This window comes from Salinilacustrithrix flava (assembly GCF_041228405.1).
GTDB classification, from domain to species: domain Bacteria; phylum Actinomycetota; class Acidimicrobiia; order Acidimicrobiales; family Salinilacustritrichaceae; genus Salinilacustrithrix; species Salinilacustrithrix flava.
Window position 1 is genome coordinate 787,372 of the sequence record NZ_CP133888.1, and the last position, 18,980, is coordinate 806,351.

The 18,980-nt window shown below is 72.0% G+C and carries 21 protein-coding genes; 12 read left to right on the plus strand and 9 right to left on the minus strand.

Translation table 11 applies throughout. The annotated features are described in order from the left end of the window. Positions 1-89 precede the first annotated feature (89 nt). A complete protein-coding gene (locus RGQ06_RS03825) occupies positions 90-1,286 on the minus strand; it encodes an Mrp/NBP35 family ATP-binding protein (protein ID WP_432429210.1) in 1,197 nt (398 codons plus the stop codon). Positions 1,287-1,368: 82 nt separating this feature from the next. Here RGQ06_RS03825 and RGQ06_RS03830 point away from each other — a divergent pair, with 82 nt between their 5' ends. After that, the gene (locus RGQ06_RS03830) at positions 1,369-2,034 is read left to right on the plus strand and encodes a helix-turn-helix transcriptional regulator (RefSeq protein WP_432429209.1); all 666 of its coding nucleotides are present in this window, start codon (positions 1,369-1,371) and stop codon (positions 2,032-2,034) included. A 49-nt stretch (positions 2,035-2,083) separates the two neighbouring features. After that, positions 2,084-2,401, plus strand: a complete 318-nt coding sequence (erpA, locus tag RGQ06_RS03835) for an iron-sulfur cluster insertion protein ErpA (RefSeq protein ID WP_432429208.1) — start codon at positions 2,084-2,086, stop codon at positions 2,399-2,401. Between the two features lie 6 nt (positions 2,402-2,407). Here erpA and RGQ06_RS03840 read toward each other — a convergent pair whose 3' ends face one another. Next, on the minus strand, positions 2,408-3,169 hold the full coding sequence (locus RGQ06_RS03840; protein WP_432429207.1) for a hypothetical protein: 762 nt from the start codon (positions 3,167-3,169) through the stop codon (positions 2,408-2,410). Between the two features lie 17 nt (positions 3,170-3,186). Continuing rightward, on the minus strand, positions 3,187-4,164 hold the full coding sequence (locus RGQ06_RS03845) for a hypothetical protein (protein WP_432429206.1): 978 nt from the start codon (positions 4,162-4,164) through the stop codon (positions 3,187-3,189). Positions 4,165-4,188: 24 nt separating this feature from the next. Here RGQ06_RS03845 and RGQ06_RS03850 point away from each other — a divergent pair, with 24 nt between their 5' ends. The 4 genes from RGQ06_RS03850 (at position 4,189) to RGQ06_RS03865 (ending at position 7,430) form a co-directional block, all read left to right on the plus strand. After that, positions 4,189-5,769, plus strand: a complete 1,581-nt coding sequence (locus RGQ06_RS03850) for a 2Fe-2S iron-sulfur cluster-binding protein (RefSeq protein ID WP_432429205.1) — start codon at positions 4,189-4,191, stop codon at positions 5,767-5,769. Next, positions 5,766-6,131, plus strand: a complete 366-nt coding sequence (locus RGQ06_RS03855; RefSeq protein ID WP_432429204.1) for a RidA family protein — start codon at positions 5,766-5,768, stop codon at positions 6,129-6,131. The genes RGQ06_RS03850 and RGQ06_RS03855 overlap by 4 nt, the downstream gene beginning before the upstream one ends. A 78-nt stretch (positions 6,132-6,209) precedes the next feature. Further along, entirely contained in the window at positions 6,210-7,184 is a 975-nt protein-coding gene (locus RGQ06_RS03860) for an NADPH:quinone oxidoreductase family protein (RefSeq protein ID WP_432429203.1), read from the plus strand. An 87-nt stretch (positions 7,185-7,271) separates the two neighbouring features. Beyond that, positions 7,272-7,430 (plus strand): hypothetical protein, encoded by a 159-nt coding sequence (locus tag RGQ06_RS03865; protein ID WP_432429202.1) that lies wholly within the window; start codon positions 7,272-7,274, stop codon positions 7,428-7,430. On the opposite strand, the gene RGQ06_RS03870 is transcribed toward RGQ06_RS03865, so the two are convergent. The 3 genes from RGQ06_RS03870 to glnA all read right to left on the minus strand — a co-directional run bounded on the left by RGQ06_RS03870 (position 7,420) and on the right by glnA (position 10,860). Beyond that, entirely contained in the window at positions 7,420-8,721 is a 1,302-nt protein-coding gene (locus RGQ06_RS03870; RefSeq protein WP_432429201.1) for a class I SAM-dependent methyltransferase, read from the minus strand. The two genes, RGQ06_RS03865 and RGQ06_RS03870, sit on opposite strands and share 11 nt — an antisense overlap. A 76-nt stretch (positions 8,722-8,797) precedes the next feature. After that, positions 8,798-9,478: a winged helix-turn-helix domain-containing protein gene (locus RGQ06_RS03875; RefSeq protein ID WP_432429200.1), complete on the minus strand. Its 681-nt coding sequence runs from the start codon at positions 9,476-9,478 to the stop codon at positions 8,798-8,800. An 8-nt stretch (positions 9,479-9,486) separates the two neighbouring features. Continuing rightward, positions 9,487-10,860, minus strand: a complete 1,374-nt coding sequence (glnA, locus tag RGQ06_RS03880) for a type I glutamate--ammonia ligase (RefSeq protein ID WP_432429199.1) — start codon at positions 10,858-10,860, stop codon at positions 9,487-9,489. Between the two features lie 165 nt (positions 10,861-11,025). On the opposite strand from glnA, the gene glnII reads away from it, so the two are divergent. Continuing rightward, positions 11,026-12,027, plus strand: coding sequence for a glutamine synthetase GlnII (gene glnII, locus RGQ06_RS03885; protein ID WP_432429198.1), 1,002 nt, complete (start codon positions 11,026-11,028; stop codon positions 12,025-12,027). Between the two features lie 57 nt (positions 12,028-12,084). Here the strand turns inward: glnII and RGQ06_RS03890 are convergent, their stop codons facing one another. Next, positions 12,085-13,341: a DUF389 domain-containing protein gene (locus tag RGQ06_RS03890; protein WP_432429197.1), complete on the minus strand. Its 1,257-nt coding sequence runs from the start codon at positions 13,339-13,341 to the stop codon at positions 12,085-12,087. A gap of 149 nt (positions 13,342-13,490) precedes the next feature. Between RGQ06_RS03890 and RGQ06_RS03895 the strand changes: the two genes are divergently transcribed. From RGQ06_RS03895 to bfr, 3 genes are read left to right on the plus strand one after another with little or no spacing between them, the layout of a single operon-like run. Then, positions 13,491-13,733 (plus strand): hypothetical protein, encoded by a 243-nt coding sequence (locus RGQ06_RS03895; RefSeq protein ID WP_432429196.1) that lies wholly within the window; start codon positions 13,491-13,493, stop codon positions 13,731-13,733. Further along, the gene (locus tag RGQ06_RS03900; RefSeq protein ID WP_432429195.1) at positions 13,730-13,924 is read left to right on the plus strand and encodes a (2Fe-2S)-binding protein; all 195 of its coding nucleotides are present in this window, start codon (positions 13,730-13,732) and stop codon (positions 13,922-13,924) included. The genes RGQ06_RS03895 and RGQ06_RS03900 overlap by 4 nt, the downstream gene beginning before the upstream one ends. A 37-nt stretch (positions 13,925-13,961) precedes the next feature. After that, positions 13,962-14,432 (plus strand): bacterioferritin, encoded by a 471-nt coding sequence (bfr, locus tag RGQ06_RS03905; RefSeq protein WP_432429194.1) that lies wholly within the window; start codon positions 13,962-13,964, stop codon positions 14,430-14,432. Between the two features lie 83 nt (positions 14,433-14,515). Here the strand turns inward: bfr and ahpF are convergent, their stop codons facing one another. Both ahpF and ahpC read right to left on the minus strand, forming a co-directional pair. Further along, a complete protein-coding gene (ahpF, locus tag RGQ06_RS03910; protein WP_432429193.1) occupies positions 14,516-16,099 on the minus strand; it encodes an alkyl hydroperoxide reductase subunit F in 1,584 nt (527 codons plus the stop codon). Between the two features lie 10 nt (positions 16,100-16,109). Further along, entirely contained in the window at positions 16,110-16,673 is a 564-nt protein-coding gene (ahpC, locus tag RGQ06_RS03915; RefSeq protein ID WP_432429192.1) for an alkyl hydroperoxide reductase subunit C, read from the minus strand. A 139-nt stretch (positions 16,674-16,812) separates the two neighbouring features. Here ahpC and RGQ06_RS03920 point away from each other — a divergent pair, with 139 nt between their 5' ends. Beyond that, positions 16,813-17,298, plus strand: a complete 486-nt coding sequence (locus tag RGQ06_RS03920) for a CinA family protein (protein ID WP_432429191.1) — start codon at positions 16,813-16,815, stop codon at positions 17,296-17,298. Positions 17,299-17,370: 72 nt separating this feature from the next. Next, entirely contained in the window at positions 17,371-18,735 is a 1,365-nt protein-coding gene (locus RGQ06_RS03925) for a diguanylate cyclase domain-containing protein (RefSeq protein WP_432429190.1), read from the plus strand. The last annotated feature ends 245 nt before the right edge of the window (positions 18,736-18,980 follow it).

Here is an 18,980-nt window from a genome sequence, read left to right on the forward strand (position 1 = left end):
ACCGGAGCGACGGGGTCAGCCGCGCCCCGAACCCGTTCTGGGGTACCTGTCGGTCACGGGGCGGTCACACGGGGTGCCCCAGATCGGGGCTAGAGCTCGAGGGAGTCGAGGTTGGCCATGGCCGCGTCGAGCATGCGGGCCGAGCAGCCGGCCATCTCCGACTGCGGCACGGCCTCCTCGACCAGGCGGGTGGCCAGGGCCCGGAACGCCTCGCCGGCGGGACCGTCGCGCAGGGCGACCGGGTCGCCGGCGTCGCCCTCGAGCGACACGGTCGGCTCCATCGGGATCTGCCCGAGCAGCGGCGCGCCGCTCTCCTGGGCCAGGATCTCGCCGCCGCCGCTGCCGAACAGCTCGTAGCGCTCGCCGTGGTCGCAGACGAAGGCGCTCATGTTCTCGACGATGCCGCACACCCGCAGGTAGTTCTTGCGCGACATCGACACGGCTCGGGCCGCGACCTTCTGCGCGTTCACGGCCGGCGTCGTCACGACCAGCACCTCGCTGCGGGGGATGAGCTTGGCCACGCCCATCTGCACGTCGCCGGTGCCGGGGGGCATGTCGACGAGGAGGTAGTCGAGGTCGTCGCCCCAGTCGACGTCCTGGAGGAAGTGCTGCACACCGCGGTTGAGCATGAGGCCGCGCCACATCAGCGCCGACTGCTCGTCCTCGACGAGGAAGCCCATCGACACGATGCGCAGGAGGCCGTCGCCCACCTCGCGCTCCTGGGGCACCATCATCTTGCGCCCCTCGCGCTCGCGGCTGGCGAGGCGGCCCGACACGCCGAGCAGGCGGGGGACGGAGAAGCCCCAGATGTCGGCGTCGAGGACACCGACCTTCAGGCCGGTGGCGGCCATGGCGGCGGCGAGGTTGACCGTGACGGTGGACTTGCCGACGCCGCCCTTGCCCGAAGACACGAGCACCACCTTGGTGGTGGGGCCGACCGAGGAGTCCTCCTCGCGCTGGGCCACGTTGAAGCGCGCCCGCTCCATGGCCCGGGCCTTCTCCTCCTGGTTCATCTCGTCCCAGGCGAGCTTCACCGCGTCGACCCCCTCCATGGAGAGGATGCGGGTGCGGACGTCCTTCTGGATCTGGGCGCGCAGCGGGCAGCCGGACGTCGTGAGCGCGATGGTGACGGTGACGGTGACCCCCTCACCTTCGGCGGACGGGGAGACGTCGACGCCGCGGACCATGCCGAGCTCGACCACGTCGCTGCCGAGCTCGGGGTCGATGACACCGCGCAGCATCGTCGTGACGGTCTCGGGGGAGACGGTGACGGCGGGGCTGGTCATGGGGACGATCCTACCGCCCGTCCCGCAATTCTCCCGGCGGCTCCCGTGGAAACCAGAGCGGGCGTGCCGGTAGCCTCGCACCGTGGCCGAACGCCTCGAGATCCTCAAGACGCTGGGTGACAACACCCGCTACGCGATCTACCTGGAGCTGGCGCGCTCGGTCCGTCCCCTGGCCACGGCCGAGATCGCCGAGACCCTCGATCTCCACGCCAACACCGTCCGACCCCACCTCGAGCGCATGCGCGACCTCGGCCTGGTCGAGGTCACCACGGTCGCCACCGGCTCGGTCGGTCGCCCCCAGCACCGCTACGCCCTGGCCGCCGACGCCCCCTCGCTCGGCCTCGAGCCCCCTGCCTTCCCCACGGTCACCCGGATGCTGCTCCGTGCCGCGGCCGCCGCCGGCGTCGATCCCGAGGAGCTGCTCGAGGTGGGCCGGGAGCAGGGGCGGGAGGACTTCGCCCGCGCCGGAGCCGACGCACCGGCCGACCTCGTGGATGCGCTCGAGCGCGAGCTGGAGGCCTTCGGGTTCGACCCGGCCCGCGCCGACGACGGCGAGGCGGTCACCATCGCCTTCACGCACTGCCCCTTCCGGGAGCTGGCCGAAGCCCACCCCGACCTCGTGTGCAGCATGCACCAGGGCATGGTCGAGGGGTTCATCGGGTGCGGCGCCGGCGCCGAGGTCCACCGCTTCCACCCCCTGGTCGACCGCACGCCCTGCCAGGTCGACGTGGTCCGCAAGGCCGGCTGACCGAGCCGCGCCTGCACCGCGTCCGGAGACCTCCGATACGCTGGTGGCCATGATCACGCTCACGGACACCGCTGCCGCCAAGGTCAAGAGCCTCATCGACGAAGAGGGTGAAGCCGCCCTGGCGCTCCGGGTGGCCGTCCGCCCCGGCGGCTGCTCCGGCTTCAGCTACGAGATGTTCTTCGACACCGACGTCGCCGACGACGACAAGGTGCTCACCTACGGCGACGTCCGCGTCCTCGTGGACTCCTCCAGCGCCGTGATGCTCGAGGGCGCCACCCTCGACTTCAAGGACGGCCTGGAGTCGGGCTTCTCGATCAACAACCCCAACGCCCAGCGCACCTGCGGCTGCGGCTCCAGCTTCTCCTAGCCCTTCTCAGCTGCGAGGCTGCAGCACGGCGACGCGCACGGGGGCCGGTGTGGCCGCTGTCATCGCGGCGTGCGCATCGGCGTCCAGCGAGCCGGCGACATCGACCGACACGAGCGTGATCGCCGGGTCCGTCGCCCGGCCGGCTGACCACGCAGGCAGATCCGGCACCGGCTGCCCGCGCTCCCACCACGCCAGCTTCCAGCCCGCCTGCTGGCGACGCAGGTGCGCCTCGGCCGCCCGGACCGCGGGACCGTCGCCCACCACCACGGCACCCGGATCGGCGTGCTCCGGCGCGAGCGCCGCGCTCGGCGGAGGCGCCGCACCCCGACGGTGCGCGAGCACCACGCCGACCACGAGGGCCAGGCCGACCGCGGGGAGCGCCGGTGCGAGCAGCAGGCCGTCGGCCAGGTAGACGGCGATCCCGCCGGCGAGCGCGGGCACCAGGATCGCCACCGAGAACCGGATGGCGTGGCGATCGGCGTCGGCGTGGTGCGCCGGTCCGTCCCCGCCCGTCCCCGGATCCGAAGGCGCGGTGACCCCGGCGACCAGCTCCTGCTCCGCCCGCCGGGCCCGCGCCACCACCCGCTCGGCCAGGCCGACCCGGGCTGCGGCGATGGCGGCGGCGAGGTCCTCGACGTCGACCCGGACCACCCCGTCGACCGGGGCCGCGGCAGCGGCCACCTCGGCCGGATCGTCGGCCAGGAGCAGGCCGGACGCGTCGCCGGCGCTGATGCGGGCGACCAGGTCGAGGTCGTGCTCGCTGGCCATCCCCCGTCGCCGATCGCTCAGGCGACCAGCGCTTCGAGGGCTCGGCGGATCTCGGCCTCGCCGAAGATGTAGTCGAGGCGCTCCCGCACGGTGCCGTCGGCGCCCACCGTGTAGAGCACCGGCTCGAACGCGAGGCCGAGGTCGCCGACGACCGGAGCGAAGTCGTCCTGGGTGGGCGGCGTGGCCATCGCCTCGGGGTCGGCGTAGACCTCGGCGTGGACGGCGCTGACGCCGGCGACGTCGGGCAGCACGTCCAGGAGCACGTCCAGGACCGGACCGCACACGACCGTCTGGCAGAAGGCCGGGGTCGCGACCAGGAGGGCGAAGGGCTCGCCGGCGGCGAGGGCGTCGGCGACCGTGCGACCGTGGAGGTCGCAGTCCGGCTCCCGCGTGCAGATCGGCGTGACGCCTCTCGGATCGTCGACCGTCGGGGTCTCCAGCGCCGGCATCTCGTCGCCCGGACCGATCATGGCCGAGGCGGTGGGGTCGTCGGCCTCGACCACCTGGACCTGGGTGATCACCTCGCCGGCTTCGGTGTCGAAGACGATGTCGTAGAAGCCGGCCGTCTCCGGCGTGAACTCGAAGGCGTAGTACGGGCGGGGCAGGCCCTCGGTGTAGAGCTCGGCGGTGATCCCGGACGCGACCTCGTCGGTGTTGGGGTCGCGCACGGACACCGTGAGCGCCCCGGGCATCAGCTCCGCCGTGAGGGGGCCCTCGTCGTCGGCGAGGCCGAAGGGGACGCGGGCGGGCTGGCCGGCCCGGTAGTAGGGGCCGTAGTAGCGCAGCGCCGAGAGCCCGCCGACGATGCCGCCGGCCACATCGCCGCTGCCGTCGCCGCTCGAGCCGGCGGGGGTGTCGGTGGCGGCGGTGCCGCTGTCGTCGTCACCGCACGCGGCCAGGAGACCGGCGGCGGCGACCCCGGCGAGGAAGCCCCGTCGGCTCAGGGCCGCCGGCACGATCAGGCGGGACGAGGGGACGACGAGGCGGTCGCGCATGGGGCGCGACCGTAGTGTGACCCCATGGCCGGCCACGATCAGCGAGGACCGTCCGGCGAGCCCCTGCAGCTGCGGGTGAACGGGCGCCAGGTCGAGGTCGCGGACGCCTCGGCGTCGCTGCTCGGGGTGCTCCGCGACGAGCTCGGGGAGCGGGCGCCCAAGGACGGCTGCTCCCCCCAGGGCCAGTGCGGCTGTTGCACGGTGCTGGTCGACGGCCAGCCCCGGGTGGCGTGCGTAACGCCGGTGCGCCGGGTGCGCGGCCGGGAGATCACCACCCCCGACCACCTCGACGATGCCACCACCTGGGCCGAGGCGCTGTGCGCCACCGGCGGGTCGCAGTGCGGCTTCTGCACGCCCGGCATCGTCACCCGCCTCTCCGCGCTGCGGGCCAAGGACGCCGACGCCGACCACGCCAAGGTCGAGCAGGCGCTGCTCGCCCACCTGTGCCGCTGCACCGGTTGGCACACCATCCTCGACGCGTGGGACGCCTACGGGGCCGACCTTCCCCCTCGCGACCTGGACGCCGCCGCTGCGCGAGCGACCCTGGAGGGGCACGTCCCCCAGCGCCTCGAGCCGGAGGTCGCGCTGGGCAAGGCCGGCTTCGCCGACGACACCGCCCCCGCGGGCAGCGTCGTCGCCGTGCTCGACCCCGAGGGTCGCTGGACGCTCGGCGAGTCCGTCGCCGCGGCGCGCGCCAACGCCGCCAAGGTGCAGGGCCGCCACACCACCGCCGACAGCGAGCCCCCCATCCCCGTCCCCGATGGCGACTGGGCGCTCACGCTGCAGACGTCGTGGGTCGAGCCGGCCTACCTGGAGACCGACGCGTCCTGGTGCGAGCCCGGTGGCGCGCCGGCCAGCGCAGCCGGCAACGGCGGGGCCTTCGGCGCCAAGGCCGACTCCCCCGTCCCCGACGCGGCTCGCCGCCTCGCCGACGAGCACGGCACCACCGTCCGGGCCCTGTACAGCCGAGAGGACACGGTGCGCCTCGGCGCCAAGCGGCCGCCGCTCGCTGCCGGCGTGCGAGCCGATGGCACCGGCGTCGTGCACGTGGCCCGCACCGCCGGCATCGCCGAGGCCATCGCATCGCTGGCGCCCGACCTCGAGGTCGTCGAGGTCGACGTCGCCGGTCCGCCGACGTCGGCGAGCGTGCGCGGCGCCGGCTGGGTCGAGGCTGCCGTGCTCGTCGTCGGGTCCACGGGCGCCGACGACGACGGGTGGGTCGGCCCGGTCACCCAGCCCGGCGGCGGCTCGGCCCGGGCCCGCATCGGCGAGGACGGCACCATCCACGTCGAGGCCGACGGCGGCGACCCCCTCGATGGGGTCGCGCTGCGCTCCTACTGCGTCGGCGCCGCCCACCAGGGCGCGTCGTGGGTGACCTCGGAGTCGCTCACCGTCGACGCCGACGGCCAGGTCCACGACCTCACCATCCGGTCCTTCGGTGTGCTCCGCGCCGTCGACACCCCACCCATCCACGTCCACGTCGCCCCCGGCGACGGGCCGGCGGTGCCGGTGTCCGATGCGGTGTTCGCCGCCGTCGCCGCGGCCGTCTGGGTGCACCAGGGCCGACCCCCGGTCTGGCCCACCGGGATACCGTTGCGGACATGACCACCCCCGTCGGCCCGTACACGCCCGTCGTCCGCAGCGGCGACTGGATCATCTGCTCCGGCCAGGTCGGTCTGGCTGACGGCAAGCTCGTCGAGGGCGGCGTGCGCGAGCAGCTGGCCCAGGCCATGGCCAACGTCCGGTCGCTGCTCGAGTCCGAGGGCGCCACGCTCGCGGACGTGGTGAAGACCACCGTGTTCCTCGTCGACATGGACGACTACTCGGCGGTGAACGACGTCTACGTGCAGGCCTTCGACGAGCACGCCGACGGCCACCGCCCGGCCCGCTCCGCGGTCGCCGTCGCCGCCCTGCCCATCAGCGCCCTGGTCGAGGTCGAGGCCTGGGCGAGGGTCCCGGGCAGCTGACGACCGGAGATCTCGTCGGTCCGTCGCACCAGGTGTGACCCGCAGACGAGGTTTCCCGGTGGGGTTAGGTTGCCGGGCATGCGCGCCGTGCTCTGCAAGCAGTTCGGACCCGTCGAGGACCTGGTCGTCGAGGAGGTCCCCGACCCCACCCCCGGTCCGGGCCAGGTCGTCGTCGACGTGGCCGGCTGCGGGGTCAACTTCCCCGACGTCCTGATCATCCAGGACAAGTACCAGTTCAAGCCGGAGCTGCCCTTCTCCCCCGGTGGCGAGATCGCCGGCACGGTCAGCGCGGTCGGCGAGGGCGTCGACGGCCTGCAGGTCGGCGACGCGGTGCTGGCCACGCTCGGCTGGGGCGGCATGGCCGAGAAGGTCGCCGTCGCCGCCGAGTCCGCCATCCCGGTGCCCCCGGGCGTGGACCTGGTCCAGGCGTCGGGCTTCCTGCTCGCCCACGGCACCTCACACCACGCGCTCGTGGATCGCGCCCGCCTCCAGGCGGGCGAGACGCTCCTCGTGCTCGGGGCGGCCGGCGGCGTCGGCCTCGCCGCCGTGGAGATCGGCGCGCTGCTCGGCGCCCGGGTGATCGCCGCCGCGTCAACCGACGAGAAGCTCGAGCTGTGCCGGGCCAAGGGTGCGGCCGAGACGATCAACTACTCCACCGAGGACCTCCGGGGCCGGATCAAGGAGCTCACCGACGGCAAGGGCGTCGACGTCTGCTACGACCCGGTCGGCGGGGACCTCAGCGAGCCGGCGCTCCGGTCGATGGCCTGGGACGGCCGGTTCCTCGTGGTCGGCTTCGCCGCCGGCGACATCCCCAAGGTGCCGCTCAACCTGCCGTTGCTGAAGGGCTGCTCCGTGGTCGGGGTGTTCTGGGGCGCGTTCACCGGCAAGGAGCCGGAGCGCAACAAGGCCAACATCGCCGAGCTGCTCGGCTGGCTCGCCGAGGGCAAGCTCGACCCGCACGTGTCGGCCACCTACCCCCTCGACCAGGCGGTGCAGGCCATCAACGACCTCGCCGAGCGCCGGGCCACCGGCAAGGTCGTGGTCACCCCCTGACCGAAAATCCCGTGGATCGGTCACCACCGGTGGTATGGATCCACGGAATTTCCCGAGGGGTGGCGGCGGTCTGGCACCATGGCGGCCATGATCGGTGCCGCCATCATCGTCTTCGTGCTCATCGTGTTCATCCCGGTGAGCGTCCTGATGTCGGGCAGCCTCGGCGCGGCGGCCATCGGGTTCTTCCTGCGCAACGAGGCCGACGTGCGCCACGAGGGCTCCGAGCTCGTCGACCTCAACGGCTGACGAGCCTCCGCGGCGACCGCACGGCATCCGGCCTCGTCGCCGGCATCCCGCTCGTGCCGTTGGCTGCGGTCCGCACCGCGAGCGTCTGGTGGACGTTGAGCCGGTGGGCCTCGAAGGCCACGGCGGAACCAGCCATGTAGAGCCGCCACACCCGGGCCCGGGGCGCACCGGCGAACGTGACGGCCCGGTCCCAGTCGGCTTCGAGGTTGGCGACCCAGCACCGCAGCGTGCGGGCGTAGTGCTCGCGCAGCGACTCCACGTCCCGGCACTCGAGGCCGAGGTCCTGCATCGCCGACACCGTGCGCCCCACCTCGTGCAGCTGGCCGTCGGGGAACACATAGCGGCCGGGGAACGACCCCGGGTCCAGCGGCCCCTCGCCGGAGGTGCGGGAGATGGCGTGGTTGAGGAGGCGCCCGCCGGGTCGGAGCAGCTGGAGGAGCCGCTCGAAGTAGGCCCGCACCTGCGCCATGCCGACGTGCTCGAACATGCCGATGCTGGAGATCGCGTCGTAGGGGCCGTCGGCGACGTCGCGGTAGTCCTGCAGGCGGATCTCGACGCGGTCCTCGAGGCCGGCGGCCCGCACCCGCTCCTGGGCCAGCACCGCCTGCTGCTCCGAGATCGTGATGCCGGTCGCTCGCACGCCGTGGTGCTCGGCTGCGTGGAGGACCATGCCGCCCCACCCGCAGCCGACGTCGAGCAGGCGCTGGCCCGGCTCGAGCCCGAGCTTGCGGCAGATGTGCTCGTACTTGAGCGCCTGCGCGTCCTCGAGGGTGGTCGACGGCGTGGGGAACAGCGCGCACGAGTACGTCATCGACGGACCCAGCACCAGCCGGTAGAAGTCGTTGCCCACGTCGTAGTGGTGGGAGATCGCAGCGCGGTCCCGGCCCTTCGAGTGGCGCCGGCCCCGCATGCGGGCCTCCTCGGGCGGGGGCTCCGGCCGGCGGCCGAGCACCCCGAGGCGCTTGGCGTCGCGGACGAGGACGGCGCGCTCGCGCCAGGTGAGGTCGAGCCCGGCGTCGGCGTCGCGGTCGACCAGGCGGTCCCGGAGCCCGAGCAGGTCGAAGACCGAGCCGTCGAAGTCGAGCTCCCCGGCGACGTGGGCCCGGGCCAGGCCCAGCTCCCCCGGATCCCAGAGGAGACGGCGCACCGAGTCGGGCGAGCGGACGTCGACCTGGAGCCCGGCACCGGGGTCACCCCAGCGGCTGCCGTCCCAGCAGCGAAGCGCGACCGGCGGGGCCGGCCCCAGGTACCACTCGAGCAATCGCCCGATGACAGCTGCGGCTCCGTCCATTCGGTCCACCCCCGGAGACCCAACGGTCTCTCGCCGGGAGGATACCGAGGCCACGAACGGCTGTGAACCCCTTGCGCTAGCCCATCCAGCGGGACTGGCCGAAGCGGTAGCCCACCGAGCGGACCGTCTGGATCAAGCCGGCGTGCTCCTCGCCGAGCTTGGCCCGCAGGCGACGCACGTGGACGTCGACGGTGCGGGCGCCGCCGTAGTACTCGTAGCCCCACACCCGGGACAGCAGGATCTCGCGGGTGAACACCTTGCCCGGGTGGGAGGCGAGGAACTTGAGCAGCTCGTACTCCATGTAGGTGAGGTCGAGCGGCTTTCCCGAGATGGCGGCCTGGTAGGTCTCCAGGTTGAGCGCGAGCTCGCCGTGCTCCACCAGCTCGGGGCGGGCGCCGCGGCCGGTCTTGTGGAACAGCGCGCGCAGGCGGGCGTCGAGCTCGGCGGGCTGGAACGGCAGCACGCAGAAGTCGTCGAAGAGGTCCTCGCGCATGTCCAGCTCGGGCAGCTGCTCGGCCGAGGCGATGAGCAGCACCGGCTCCAACGGGATGTCGCCCTTGCGCAGAGCCCGGCACATGGCGAACGCGCCCTCGGGGTTGGTGACGGCGAGGATCACCGCGCCGGGCCAGCCGTCGGCGGGTTCCAGGCGCTCGATGTCCGCGTCGGCACCGACCGCGACCCACGGGTAGCCCGCCAGGTCGAGTCCTTGGGACAGCACCGGCGGGGGCGGGTCGGGGTAGACGAGCAGCGGTTCCATGACCGGGGCTACCAGCTGCCCAGGTAGCGGGTGAGCTCGAAGGGCGTGACCTGGGCTCGGTACAGGTCCCACTCGGCCCGCTTGTTGCGCAGGAACCACTCGAAGATGTGCTCGCCGAGCGCCTCCCGCACCAGGTCGGACCGCTCCATCTCGTCGATCGCCTCGGCGAGGGACGTGGGCAGCGGCACGATCCCCTCCGCAGCCCGCTGGGCATCGGTCATCGTCCACACGTTGGCCTCTGCCTCCTGCGGGAGCTCGTAGCCCTCCTCGATGCCCTTCAGCCCGGCGGCGAGCAGCACCGAGAAGGCGAGGTAGGGGTTGCAGGCCGGGTCCGGTGCCCGGTACTCGAGGCGGGTCGAGGTGCTCTTGCCAGGCTTGGTGACCGGGACGCGCACCAGGGCCGAGCGGTTGTTGCGGCCCCAGGACACGTGGACCGGCGCCTCGAACTGCGTCTGGCTGCCGACGCCCGACCCGTGGAGGAGGCGCTTGTAGCTGTTGACCAGCTGGTTGGTCACGGCCGTGAGCTCCCGGGCGTGGCGCAGGACACCGGCCATGAACGCCTTGCCGATGGCGGACAGCTGGTAGGGGTCGTCGGGGTCGTGGAAGGCGTTGGTGTCGCCTTCGAACAGCGAGATGTGGGTGTGCATGCCCGAGCCCTGCACGCCCTCGAGCGGCTTGGGCATGAAGGTGGCGTGGACGCCGGCTTGCATGGCGATCTCGCGCACGATGAGCCGGCAGGCCATGACGTTGTCGGCCATGGACAGCGCATCGGTGTAGCGCAGGTCGATCTCGTGCTGGCTCGGGCTGTCCTCGTGGAACGAGTACTCGACCGGGATGCCGAGGGCCTCGAGCATGTGGATAGTCTTGCGGCGCAGGTCGTTGGCCACGTCGGTCGTGGTCAGGTCGAAGTAGGACCCGTCGTCCAGCGGCACGGGCGCCCGACCCTGCCCGACGCCCTCCGACTCGAAGTAGAAGAACTCCATCTCCGGGGCCACGAAGAACGTGAAGCCCTTCTCGCTGGCCGCGGCCAGGTTGCGCTTGAGGACGTGGCGGGGGTCCCCGGCGAAGGGGGTGCCGTCGAGGTTCGAGATGTCGCAGAACATCGCGGCCGTGGAGTTCTTGTCCTCCGGCGACGGGCCCCACGGCAGGATCTCGAAGGTCTTGGGATCCGGGAGGGCGAGGACGTCGGACTCCTGCACCCGACTGAACCCGTCGATCGCCGATCCGTCGAAGTGCATGCCCTCGGTGAAGGCGGCATCGAGCTCCGCCGGCGAGATGGCGAAGGACTTCAGCTGGCCGAGCACGTCGGTGAACCAGAGCCGGATCAGCCGGACCCCTCGCTCCTCGACGGTCCGCAGGACGTACTCACGTTGCCGCTCCATGGCCCGGATGGTACGCAGCCGACCGGCCGGCTGATACGGGCGGACCCGCCCCTGGCGCCCGGTTCACAAAGCGTTCACACTCGAGAAAAGCCCGGAACACGCGTCGCGCGTTGAATGGCGAAGCAACCCCGCACCCCCGACTCCTCCCGGAAGGCAACCACACCCGTGAGCATCAAGGCCGAATACATCTGGATCGACGGCACCAAGCCGACGCCCCTGCTCCGCTCCAAGACCAAGATCCTCGCCGAGGGCCAGGAGCCGCCGGTGTGGGGCTTCGACGGTTCGTCGACCAACCAGGCCGAGGGTCACTCCTCGGACTGCGTGCTCAATCCGGTCTTCGTCTGCCCCGACCCGATCCGTGGCGGCGACAGCATCCTCGTGCTGAACGAGGTGCTCGACATCGACATGAAGCCCCACGTCTCCAACACCCGTCGGGCCACCGCCGAGGTCGCCGAGAAGTACGCCGACCAGGACATGTGGTTCGGCATGGAGCAGGAGTACACGTTCCTCGAGGACGGCCACCCGCTCGGCTGGCCCCGCGGCGGCTTCCCCGGCCCCCAGGGCCCGTACTACTGCGGCGTCGGCGCCGACGAGGTCTACGGCCGTGACATCGTCGAGGCCCACCTCGACGCCTGCATCGAGGCCGGCCTGAAGATCTCCGGCATCAACGCCGAGGTGATGATGGGCCAGTGGGAGTTCCAGATCGGCCCCGCCGGCGTCGTCGAGGTCGGCGACCACATGTGGATCGCCCGCTGGCTGCTCTACCGCATCGCCGAGGACTTCAACGTGGCCGCCACCATCGACCCGAAGCCCATGCCGGGCGACTGGAACGGCGCCGGTTGCCACACGAACTTCTCCACCGAGCTCATGCGCAACGACTACGACGCATGCATCGCGGCGGCCGAGGTGCTCGGCAAGCACCACACCGAGCACATCAGCCAGTACGGCCCCGGCGTCGAGCGCCGCCTCACCGGCATGCACGAGACCGCCCCGTGGACCGAGTACTCCTACGGCGTGTCCAACCGCGGCGCCTCGGTGCGCATCCCGTGGCAGGTCGAGGTCGACAAGAAGGGCTACATCGAGGATCGTCGGCCCAACGCCAACATGGACCCCTACATCGTGGCCAAGCTGATCACCGAGGTCGTCTGCGAGGACGCCGCCAGCTGATCGGCTGACATCAGACGGAATGCAGGTGCCCGGGCCCCGGCCCGGGCACCGACGCGCTCAGGGGCGGGGGATCGCCGTGACGGTGACGAGGGCGACCACGTCGTGGCGCTCGGTCATCGCCGCCGAGAGCTCGGCGCCGAGGCGCTGCTCGAGCTGGTCGAGGTCGGCGTCGCCGGTGGGCTGCACGTGCACGACGGCGAGCAGGGTGTCCTGGCCCGGGATGTCGGCGCGGGTGAAGCGGGCATCCACCTCGACCAGGTCCGCCTCCGGGTCCTCGACCACCAGCTCGGTGATCTGCGACGCGACCTCGGTCTGGACCGTCGAGCGCTGCAGCGTCGGCGACGAGGAGAGCTGGAAGGTGACGAGCACGACCAGACCGAGGACCGAGGCTCCGAGCGCCGCCCACGACACCCCGGACGTGCCGCGCCCGTAGCGGGCGGAGCCGGGCCGGAGCCCGTAGAGGCGGAACAGCAGCGCGCCCGAGAGGTTCAGGCCGAGCAGCTGGAGGGCCAGGAGGAACGCGCCGGAGCCGACCATGGCCCACTCACCGATCACCAGCGCCATCCCGACCAGGCCCGCGGGTGGTGCCAGGGCGGCGGCCACGAGCACGCCGGTCGCCGCGCCGCTCACCAGGCTCGAGCGCTCCGCCTGCATGAGGTTCAACGCACCGGCCGCGCCGGCGACCAGGGGCAGGAGCACGGCGACGGCGGACACGTTGGCGGTGTCGGCCATCGTGTTCGTGGGCAGGTCGGTGCCGAGGAGCGCGTGGAGCGCGGCGACGACACCCACCACGACGGTGATCGCTGCGCCGTAGCGGACGACCGTGCGACCCAGCAGCCGGCGGTCGCCGGTGGCGGTGGCCAGCGCGGCGTTCATGGCCGGCCCGGCGAACGGGGCGATGAGCATCGCGGCGATCAGCAGGAACACCGAGTTGAGCTGCATGCCGATCCACACGACAGCACCGGCCACGGCGGCGTAGCCGAGGAAGCCGGTCCACGAGCCGACCGACTGCAGCCCGGCGAGGAAGACCTCGTGCGGGCTGAGGGGCTCCACGTCCACGAGGTCCTCGGGGGCCTGCTCGCGCCCCGGCACCAGGGTGAGCACGCTCTGAGGCTTCATGGTGATGGTCACGTCGCCGAGGTCGTCGACGTCGTCGAGGAACTCGCCGATGTCCCGGTTGGTCAGGGAGAGCTCGACGCACGTGGCGTCGCCGGCGAGGTCCCAGATGCGCACGGCGTGCGCGTCGTGGCGGCCGAGCAGGTCGTCGAGCCGGTCCCGCGCCTCGACGGGGGCGGTCAGGCGCAGCTGGCGCACGGTCCTGTCGCTCCTGTCAGCGGCTCGGTCACGACCCGGTTCCTCCCCGAGACCCCTGGACTCCAGACCCGTCGCCGTCAGCAGGCGAGGCGATGGCCTGGCATTAAGGCCTCTTTACACTGAAGGGCAAGGCGTGCCACGATGAGGACGTGTCCGCACCCGTGCAGGAGCTCCCCGCCGCCGAGCGGGTCCGCGCCGCCGCTGCCGTGCGCGGCCGCTTCGACCGGATCCTGTGGCAGCGACTCGAGGTCCGCGACGGCGAGCTGTGCGCCGTGGTCGCCGGCACCCGCCACCGCCGGCCTCGCCAGGTCCACGTCGGCGTCGCGGCCGCCCTCGGGTTGCTCGACCAGGGCGTGCCCACCGTGGGCCCCCGGGTAGGGACCCGATCGTGATCGTCTGCCACTGCCACGCGGTGCGCGCCGAGGAGATCCGCACCGAGGTGCGGCTCGGGGCCGAGACCGTCGAGGTCGTCGGTGCCCGCTGCGGTGCCGGCACCCGTTGCGGCGGCTGCATCCCGGCCATCGAGGCCGTGATCGTCGACGAGTCGATCCGCATGCGCTCGGCCGAGCCTGCGCGACACTGACGTCCCCCCGATCCGTCGCAACGACCAGGAGGCACCCGTGCAGGGCGACCCCGAGATCATCGAGTTCCTGAACGAGGCGCTCACCGCCGAGCTCACGGCGATCAACCAGTACTTCATCCACGCCAAGATGTGCGAGAACTGGGGCTACAAGCGCCTGGCCAAGCACAACTACGACGAGTCCATCGACGAGATGAAGGACGCCGAGAAGGTCATCGAGCGGATCCTGTACCTCGACGGGGTCCCGAACCTGCAGCGGCTCAACAGCGTGCTCGTCGGGGAGACCGTGCCCGAGCAGCACCGCCTGGACCTCGACCTCGAGAAGGCCGCCGTCGAGCGCTACAACCGCGGCGTGGCCCTCGCCCGGGAGAAGGGCGACAACGGCACGGCCGAGCTGCTCGAGCACCTGCTCGTGGGCGAGGAGGAGCACGCCGACTGGCTCGAGTCCCAGCTCAACGTCATCGAGCAGGTCGGGCTCGAGAACTACCTGAGCCAGCACATCCACGACTGAGTCGGTTCGGCTCGCTGGGCGAGCCTCACCTCTCGAGTTGCTCGGCTGCGCCTCACAACTCGCCGCGCGGCGAGCGTGAGGCGTCAGCTGGCGGCGGCCATCTCCTCGGCTGGGGCCGAGGTGCGGATGAGGTGGTCGAAGGCGGACAGCGACGCGGTCGCCCCTGCGCCGAGCGAGACCACGATCTGCTTGTACGGCACGGTCGTGCAGTCGCCGGCGGCGAACACGCCAGGCACCGACGTGCGGCCCCGGTCGTCGATCACGACCTCGTTGCGGTCGGACAGCTCGACGGTGCCGTCGATCCACTCCGTGTTGGGGAGCAGGCCGATCTGGACGAAGACGCCGTCGACGTCGAGGCGCCGCTCGTCGCCGGTGCGCCGATCGATGTATGTGAGCCCCTCCATCCTGGTGTCGCCGGTGAGCTCGGTGGTCTGGGCCTCGAGCACGACGTCGACGTTGGGCAGGGAGTGCAGCTTGCGCTGCAGCACCTCATCCGCGAGGAGCCGGTCGGTGAACTCGAGCACCGTCACGTGGCCGACGATGCCGGCGAGGTCGATGGCAGCCTCGACGCCGGAGTTGCCCCCGCCGACCACCGCGATGCGCTTGCCCTTGTAGAAGGGCCCGTCGCAGTGGGGGCAGAAGTGCACGCCCTTGTTCCGGAAGCGGTCCTCGCCGGGCACGCCGAGCGTGCGCCAGCGGGCGCCGGTCGACACCACCACGGTGCGGGCCTGGACGGTGGCGCCGCTGTCGAGCACCACCGAGTGCAGGCCACCCTCGCCGGAGGCGGGCACCAGCCGGGCGGCGCGCTGGAGGTTCATGACGTCGACGTCGTACTCGCCGACGTGGGCTTCGAGCGCGGCCACCAGCTTGGGCCCCTCGGTGTAGGGGACCGAGATGAGGTTCTCGATGCCCATGGTGTCGCCGACCTGCCCGCCGAAGCGCTCGGCGACGAGGCCGGTGCGGATGCCCTTGCGTGACGCGTACACGGCCGCGGCCGCGCCGGCGGGACCGCCGCCGACCACGAGCACGTCGAAGGGGTCCTTGGCATCGATCTCCTCGGCGGCGCGCTCGGCGCTGCCGGTGTCGAGCTTGGCCAGCAGCTCCTCGAGGTCCATGCGGCCCTGGGCGAACAGCTCGCCATCGAGGAACACCGCGGGGACGGACAGGACCTCTCGCTCCTCGGCCTCGTCGGGGAACACCGCTCCGTCGATGGCCGTGTGGGAGAAGCTCGGGTTGAGGATGCTGAGCACGTTCAGGGCCTGCACGACATCGGGGCAGTTCTGGCACGACAGCGAGAAGTACGTCTCGAACCGGTGCTCGCCGTCGAGGAGCCGGATGGCCTCCACCGTGTCGGGGTCGACCTTGGGCGGGTGGCCGCCGACCTGGAGCAGCGCCAGCACCAGGGAGGTGAACTCGTGCCCCATCGGCACGCCGGCGAAGTCGACGCGGACGTCGGTGCCGGCACGGGTGATCGCGAACGACGGCCGACGCGCGTCGTCCCCGTCGGTGCGCAGGGTGAGGAGGTCCGACATGCCGGCGATCTCTTCGAGCAGCTCGGCGAGCTCGGCCGACTTGGCGCTGTCGTCGAGCGAGGCCACGAGCTCGACCGGCATGGTCACGTTGGTCAGGTGGGCGCGGAGCTGGTCCGCAAGGGCGGTGTCGAGCATGAGGGCCAGCTCAGATCTTGCCGACGAGGTCGAGCGAGGGAGCCAGCGTCTCGGCGCCCTCCTCCCACTTGGCCGGGCAGACCTCGTTGGGGTGCTTGCGCACGTAGATGGCGGCCTTCACCTTGCGGAGCAGCTCGGCGGCGTTGCGACCGATGCCCTCCGGGGTGATCTCGACGAGCTGGATGACGCCGTCGGGGTCGACGAGGAAGGTGCCGCGGTCGGCGACGCCCTCGGCCTCGCGCATGTTGTCGAAGTTCCGGGCGATCGTGCCGGTGGGGTCGCCGAGCATCGGGTACCGGATCTTGCCGATGGTGTCGGACGACCCGTGCCACGCCTTGTGCACGAAGTGGGTGTCGGTCGACACCGAGTACACCTCGACACCGAGGGACTGCAGCTCCTCGTAGTGGTCAGCGAGGTCACCGAGCTCGGTGGGGCAGACGAAGGTGAAGTCGGCCGGGTAGAAGAAGAAGATCGCCCACCGACCGCGCACGTCGTCGTCGCTGACGGGCACGAACTCGCCGTTGTGGAAGGCGGTGGTCTGGAAGGGCTTGATCTCGGTGCTGAGCACGGACACGGAAACGGTTCCTCCGGGAATCGTCGTCTTGCAGGGGGACTCGAAAGACCATACGGACGCCCATGAAGTGCCGGAAACAGATGGAGGCTATCTCACCCATAGCCTGCGGCTATCAGGAGGTGCCGCCTAGAGTCCGGCGGTGCTCGACGACACGCTCCTCGCAACCGCTCGCCAGGCCGGCGACCTCCTCGTGCGCCGGGGCGAGACCGTCGGCGTCGCCGAAGGGAGCTGCGGCGGCCTGGTCTCCGCCGCCCTCCTGGCGGTGCCCGGCGCTTCGGCCTACTACCGAGGGGGCGCGGTCATCTACACCGCCGCCGCGGTCCGTGGCCTGCTCGGCGACGCGGTGCCCCGTCCCGAACCCCTGCGCGGCGCCAGCGAGCCCTTCGCCCGCTGGCTCGCCGAGGAGATCAGCGCCGACCTCGGCGCGACGTGGGGCATCGGCGAGGGCGGCGCCACCGGTCCGTCCGGCAACCCCTACGGCGACCCTCCCGGGCACTGCTGGACCGCGGTCCACGGGCCCTCGCCGGCGACCCGGCACCTGCTCACCGGCGACGACGACCGGCTCGCAAACATGACCGCGTTCGCCACGGCGGCACTCACCCTCCTGGTCGACCAGCTGCGCTGATCGATCACGCCCCCGACGGTCGACCGTCGGATGCGGTGACCTAGGTTTCGTCCAGGAACCGAGGTGGGACGAGTGACCGACAGCAGCAACCGCACAGAGGACCGGTCCAGCGACCCGGTCAGGCCGGTGGAGCCGGGCAGCGACGCCATGCACCGGGCGATCATCGAGACCGCGGCCAGCCCCTTCGTCGTGCTCGACGCGGAGGGGAACGTGCAGTGGTGCGGCGAGACCATCGAAGCGCTGACCGGCCGCTCGGCGGCGTCCGTGCTCGGCCACCACTTCCTCGACCTGATCCACCCCTCCTCCCACGAGGCAGTGATCGCCGAGTACAGCCAGTTCGTCTCACACGACCACGCACGCCAGGCGTGGGTGGGGCCGCCGATGCTCGTGGAGATCCTCCACGCCGACGGCTCCAGCGTCACCTGCGAGGTCTCGGCAGCCACAGGTAGCAGGTACGGCCTCGACGGCCTCGTGACGCAGATCCGCCGCTGGAGCGGCACCGCGCTGCTCTACGCAGCCGTCGATGCCCTCGCCGCCGGCGCACCCCTGCACGACGTGCTCGCGAAGCTCGGCGCCATCGTGGAGCACAGCGTGCCCGGCTCTGTCGTCTTCGTCGCCGCCAGCTGGGACGGTGCCCGATTCGACGTGGTGGCGGCCGCACCGGGCACCCCGCCGGCGCTGCGCAGGCTCGGCACCCGCATCGCAGAGATCTCCGAGCGCGTGTGGCGACGCGACGACGGCATGCCGTCCAGCCTCCAAGGCATCGCCCACGAGGCCGGTCTGGCCTCGTGCTGGTCGATCCCGGTCACCGTCCGGGGAGACCACCACCCGTCCGCCGCGCTGGTGCTGCTCCGACCGGTCGACGCGCCACCACCCCCGAGCGACACCTCGGTCGTCCGGGTCACCACCCTCGTGGCGCTGGCCATCGAATCGGATCGGAACCGACGGGCCTGGAGGCGATCTGCCATCACGGACCAGCTCACCGAGCTGCCCAACCGCACCGGGCTCGAGGAGTGGCTCCGCGCCCGGGCAGCCGCCCACCCCGACGCCGCGATGGCCGTGCTGTTCTGCGACGTCGACGGGTTCAAGCAGGTCAACGACGAGCTCGGCCACGCCATGGGCGACCGGACCCTGCAGATCCTGGCCGAGCGCCTCCGACGCGGCGTCCGTGACGACGATCTCGTCTGCCGCTGGGGTGGCGACGAGTTCGTGATCGCCTGCGCCGACGCCGACGCCGCCGAGCGGCTGGCCGATCGCCTCATCGCTGCCGTCGGGGAGCCGATCGGCCTGGACGAGCGCACCGCGCAGGTCGGCCTCAGCGTCGGCATCTCCTACGGCACCTTCGCCACCCCGCTCGACGACCTGCTCCGCGACAGCGACCGTGCGCTGCTCGACGCCAAGTCGAACGGCCGCAACCGCTACGTCGTGCGCGCCTGACCACCCGGCGCGACATCGGGCACACCCGGCATTCCGCCCGGATCGTCGCGCTCGTACCGGCCACGGGATGCGCTGCGCGCGGTGCGTGACCACCGGTGGGACGGCGATGGGACAGCGTCATCACATGCTGACGGCGTCCCAGTCCCGAGCCCGAGGAGTGCCGGACGTGTACGAGCACAGCGCCGCTGAACGAACCCGATCACTTCTGCTCCAGGTCATCTTGGTGGGCCTGCTGGTCCTCGGCG

Coding starts and splice junctions, on each gene's coding strand:
- RGQ06_RS03870 (WP_432429201.1), bottom strand. CDS start 8,721: ATGGACGGAGCCGCAGCTGTCATCGGGCGATTGCTCGAGTGGTACCTG.
- RGQ06_RS03825 (WP_432429210.1), bottom strand. CDS start 1,286: ATGACCAGCCCCGCCGTCACCGTCTCCCCCGAGACCGTCACGACGATG.
- RGQ06_RS03840 (WP_432429207.1), bottom strand. CDS start 3,169: ATGGCCAGCGAGCACGACCTCGACCTGGTCGCCCGCATCAGCGCCGGC.
- erpA (WP_432429208.1), top strand. CDS start 2,084: ATGATCACGCTCACGGACACCGCTGCCGCCAAGGTCAAGAGCCTCATC.
- ahpF (WP_432429193.1), bottom strand. CDS start 16,099: ATGCTCGACACCGCCCTTGCGGACCAGCTCCGCGCCCACCTGACCAAC.
- glnA (WP_432429199.1), bottom strand. CDS start 10,860: ATGGAGCGGCAACGTGAGTACGTCCTGCGGACCGTCGAGGAGCGAGGG.
- RGQ06_RS03845 (WP_432429206.1), bottom strand. CDS start 4,164: ATGCGCGACCGCCTCGTCGTCCCCTCGTCCCGCCTGATCGTGCCGGCG.
- RGQ06_RS03855 (WP_432429204.1), top strand. CDS start 5,766: ATGACCACCCCCGTCGGCCCGTACACGCCCGTCGTCCGCAGCGGCGAC.
- RGQ06_RS03865 (WP_432429202.1), top strand. CDS start 7,272: ATGATCGGTGCCGCCATCATCGTCTTCGTGCTCATCGTGTTCATCCCG.
- RGQ06_RS03875 (WP_432429200.1), bottom strand. CDS start 9,478: ATGGAACCGCTGCTCGTCTACCCCGACCCGCCCCCGCCGGTGCTGTCC.
- RGQ06_RS03850 (WP_432429205.1), top strand. CDS start 4,189: ATGGCCGGCCACGATCAGCGAGGACCGTCCGGCGAGCCCCTGCAGCTG.
- RGQ06_RS03860 (WP_432429203.1), top strand. CDS start 6,210: ATGCGCGCCGTGCTCTGCAAGCAGTTCGGACCCGTCGAGGACCTGGTC.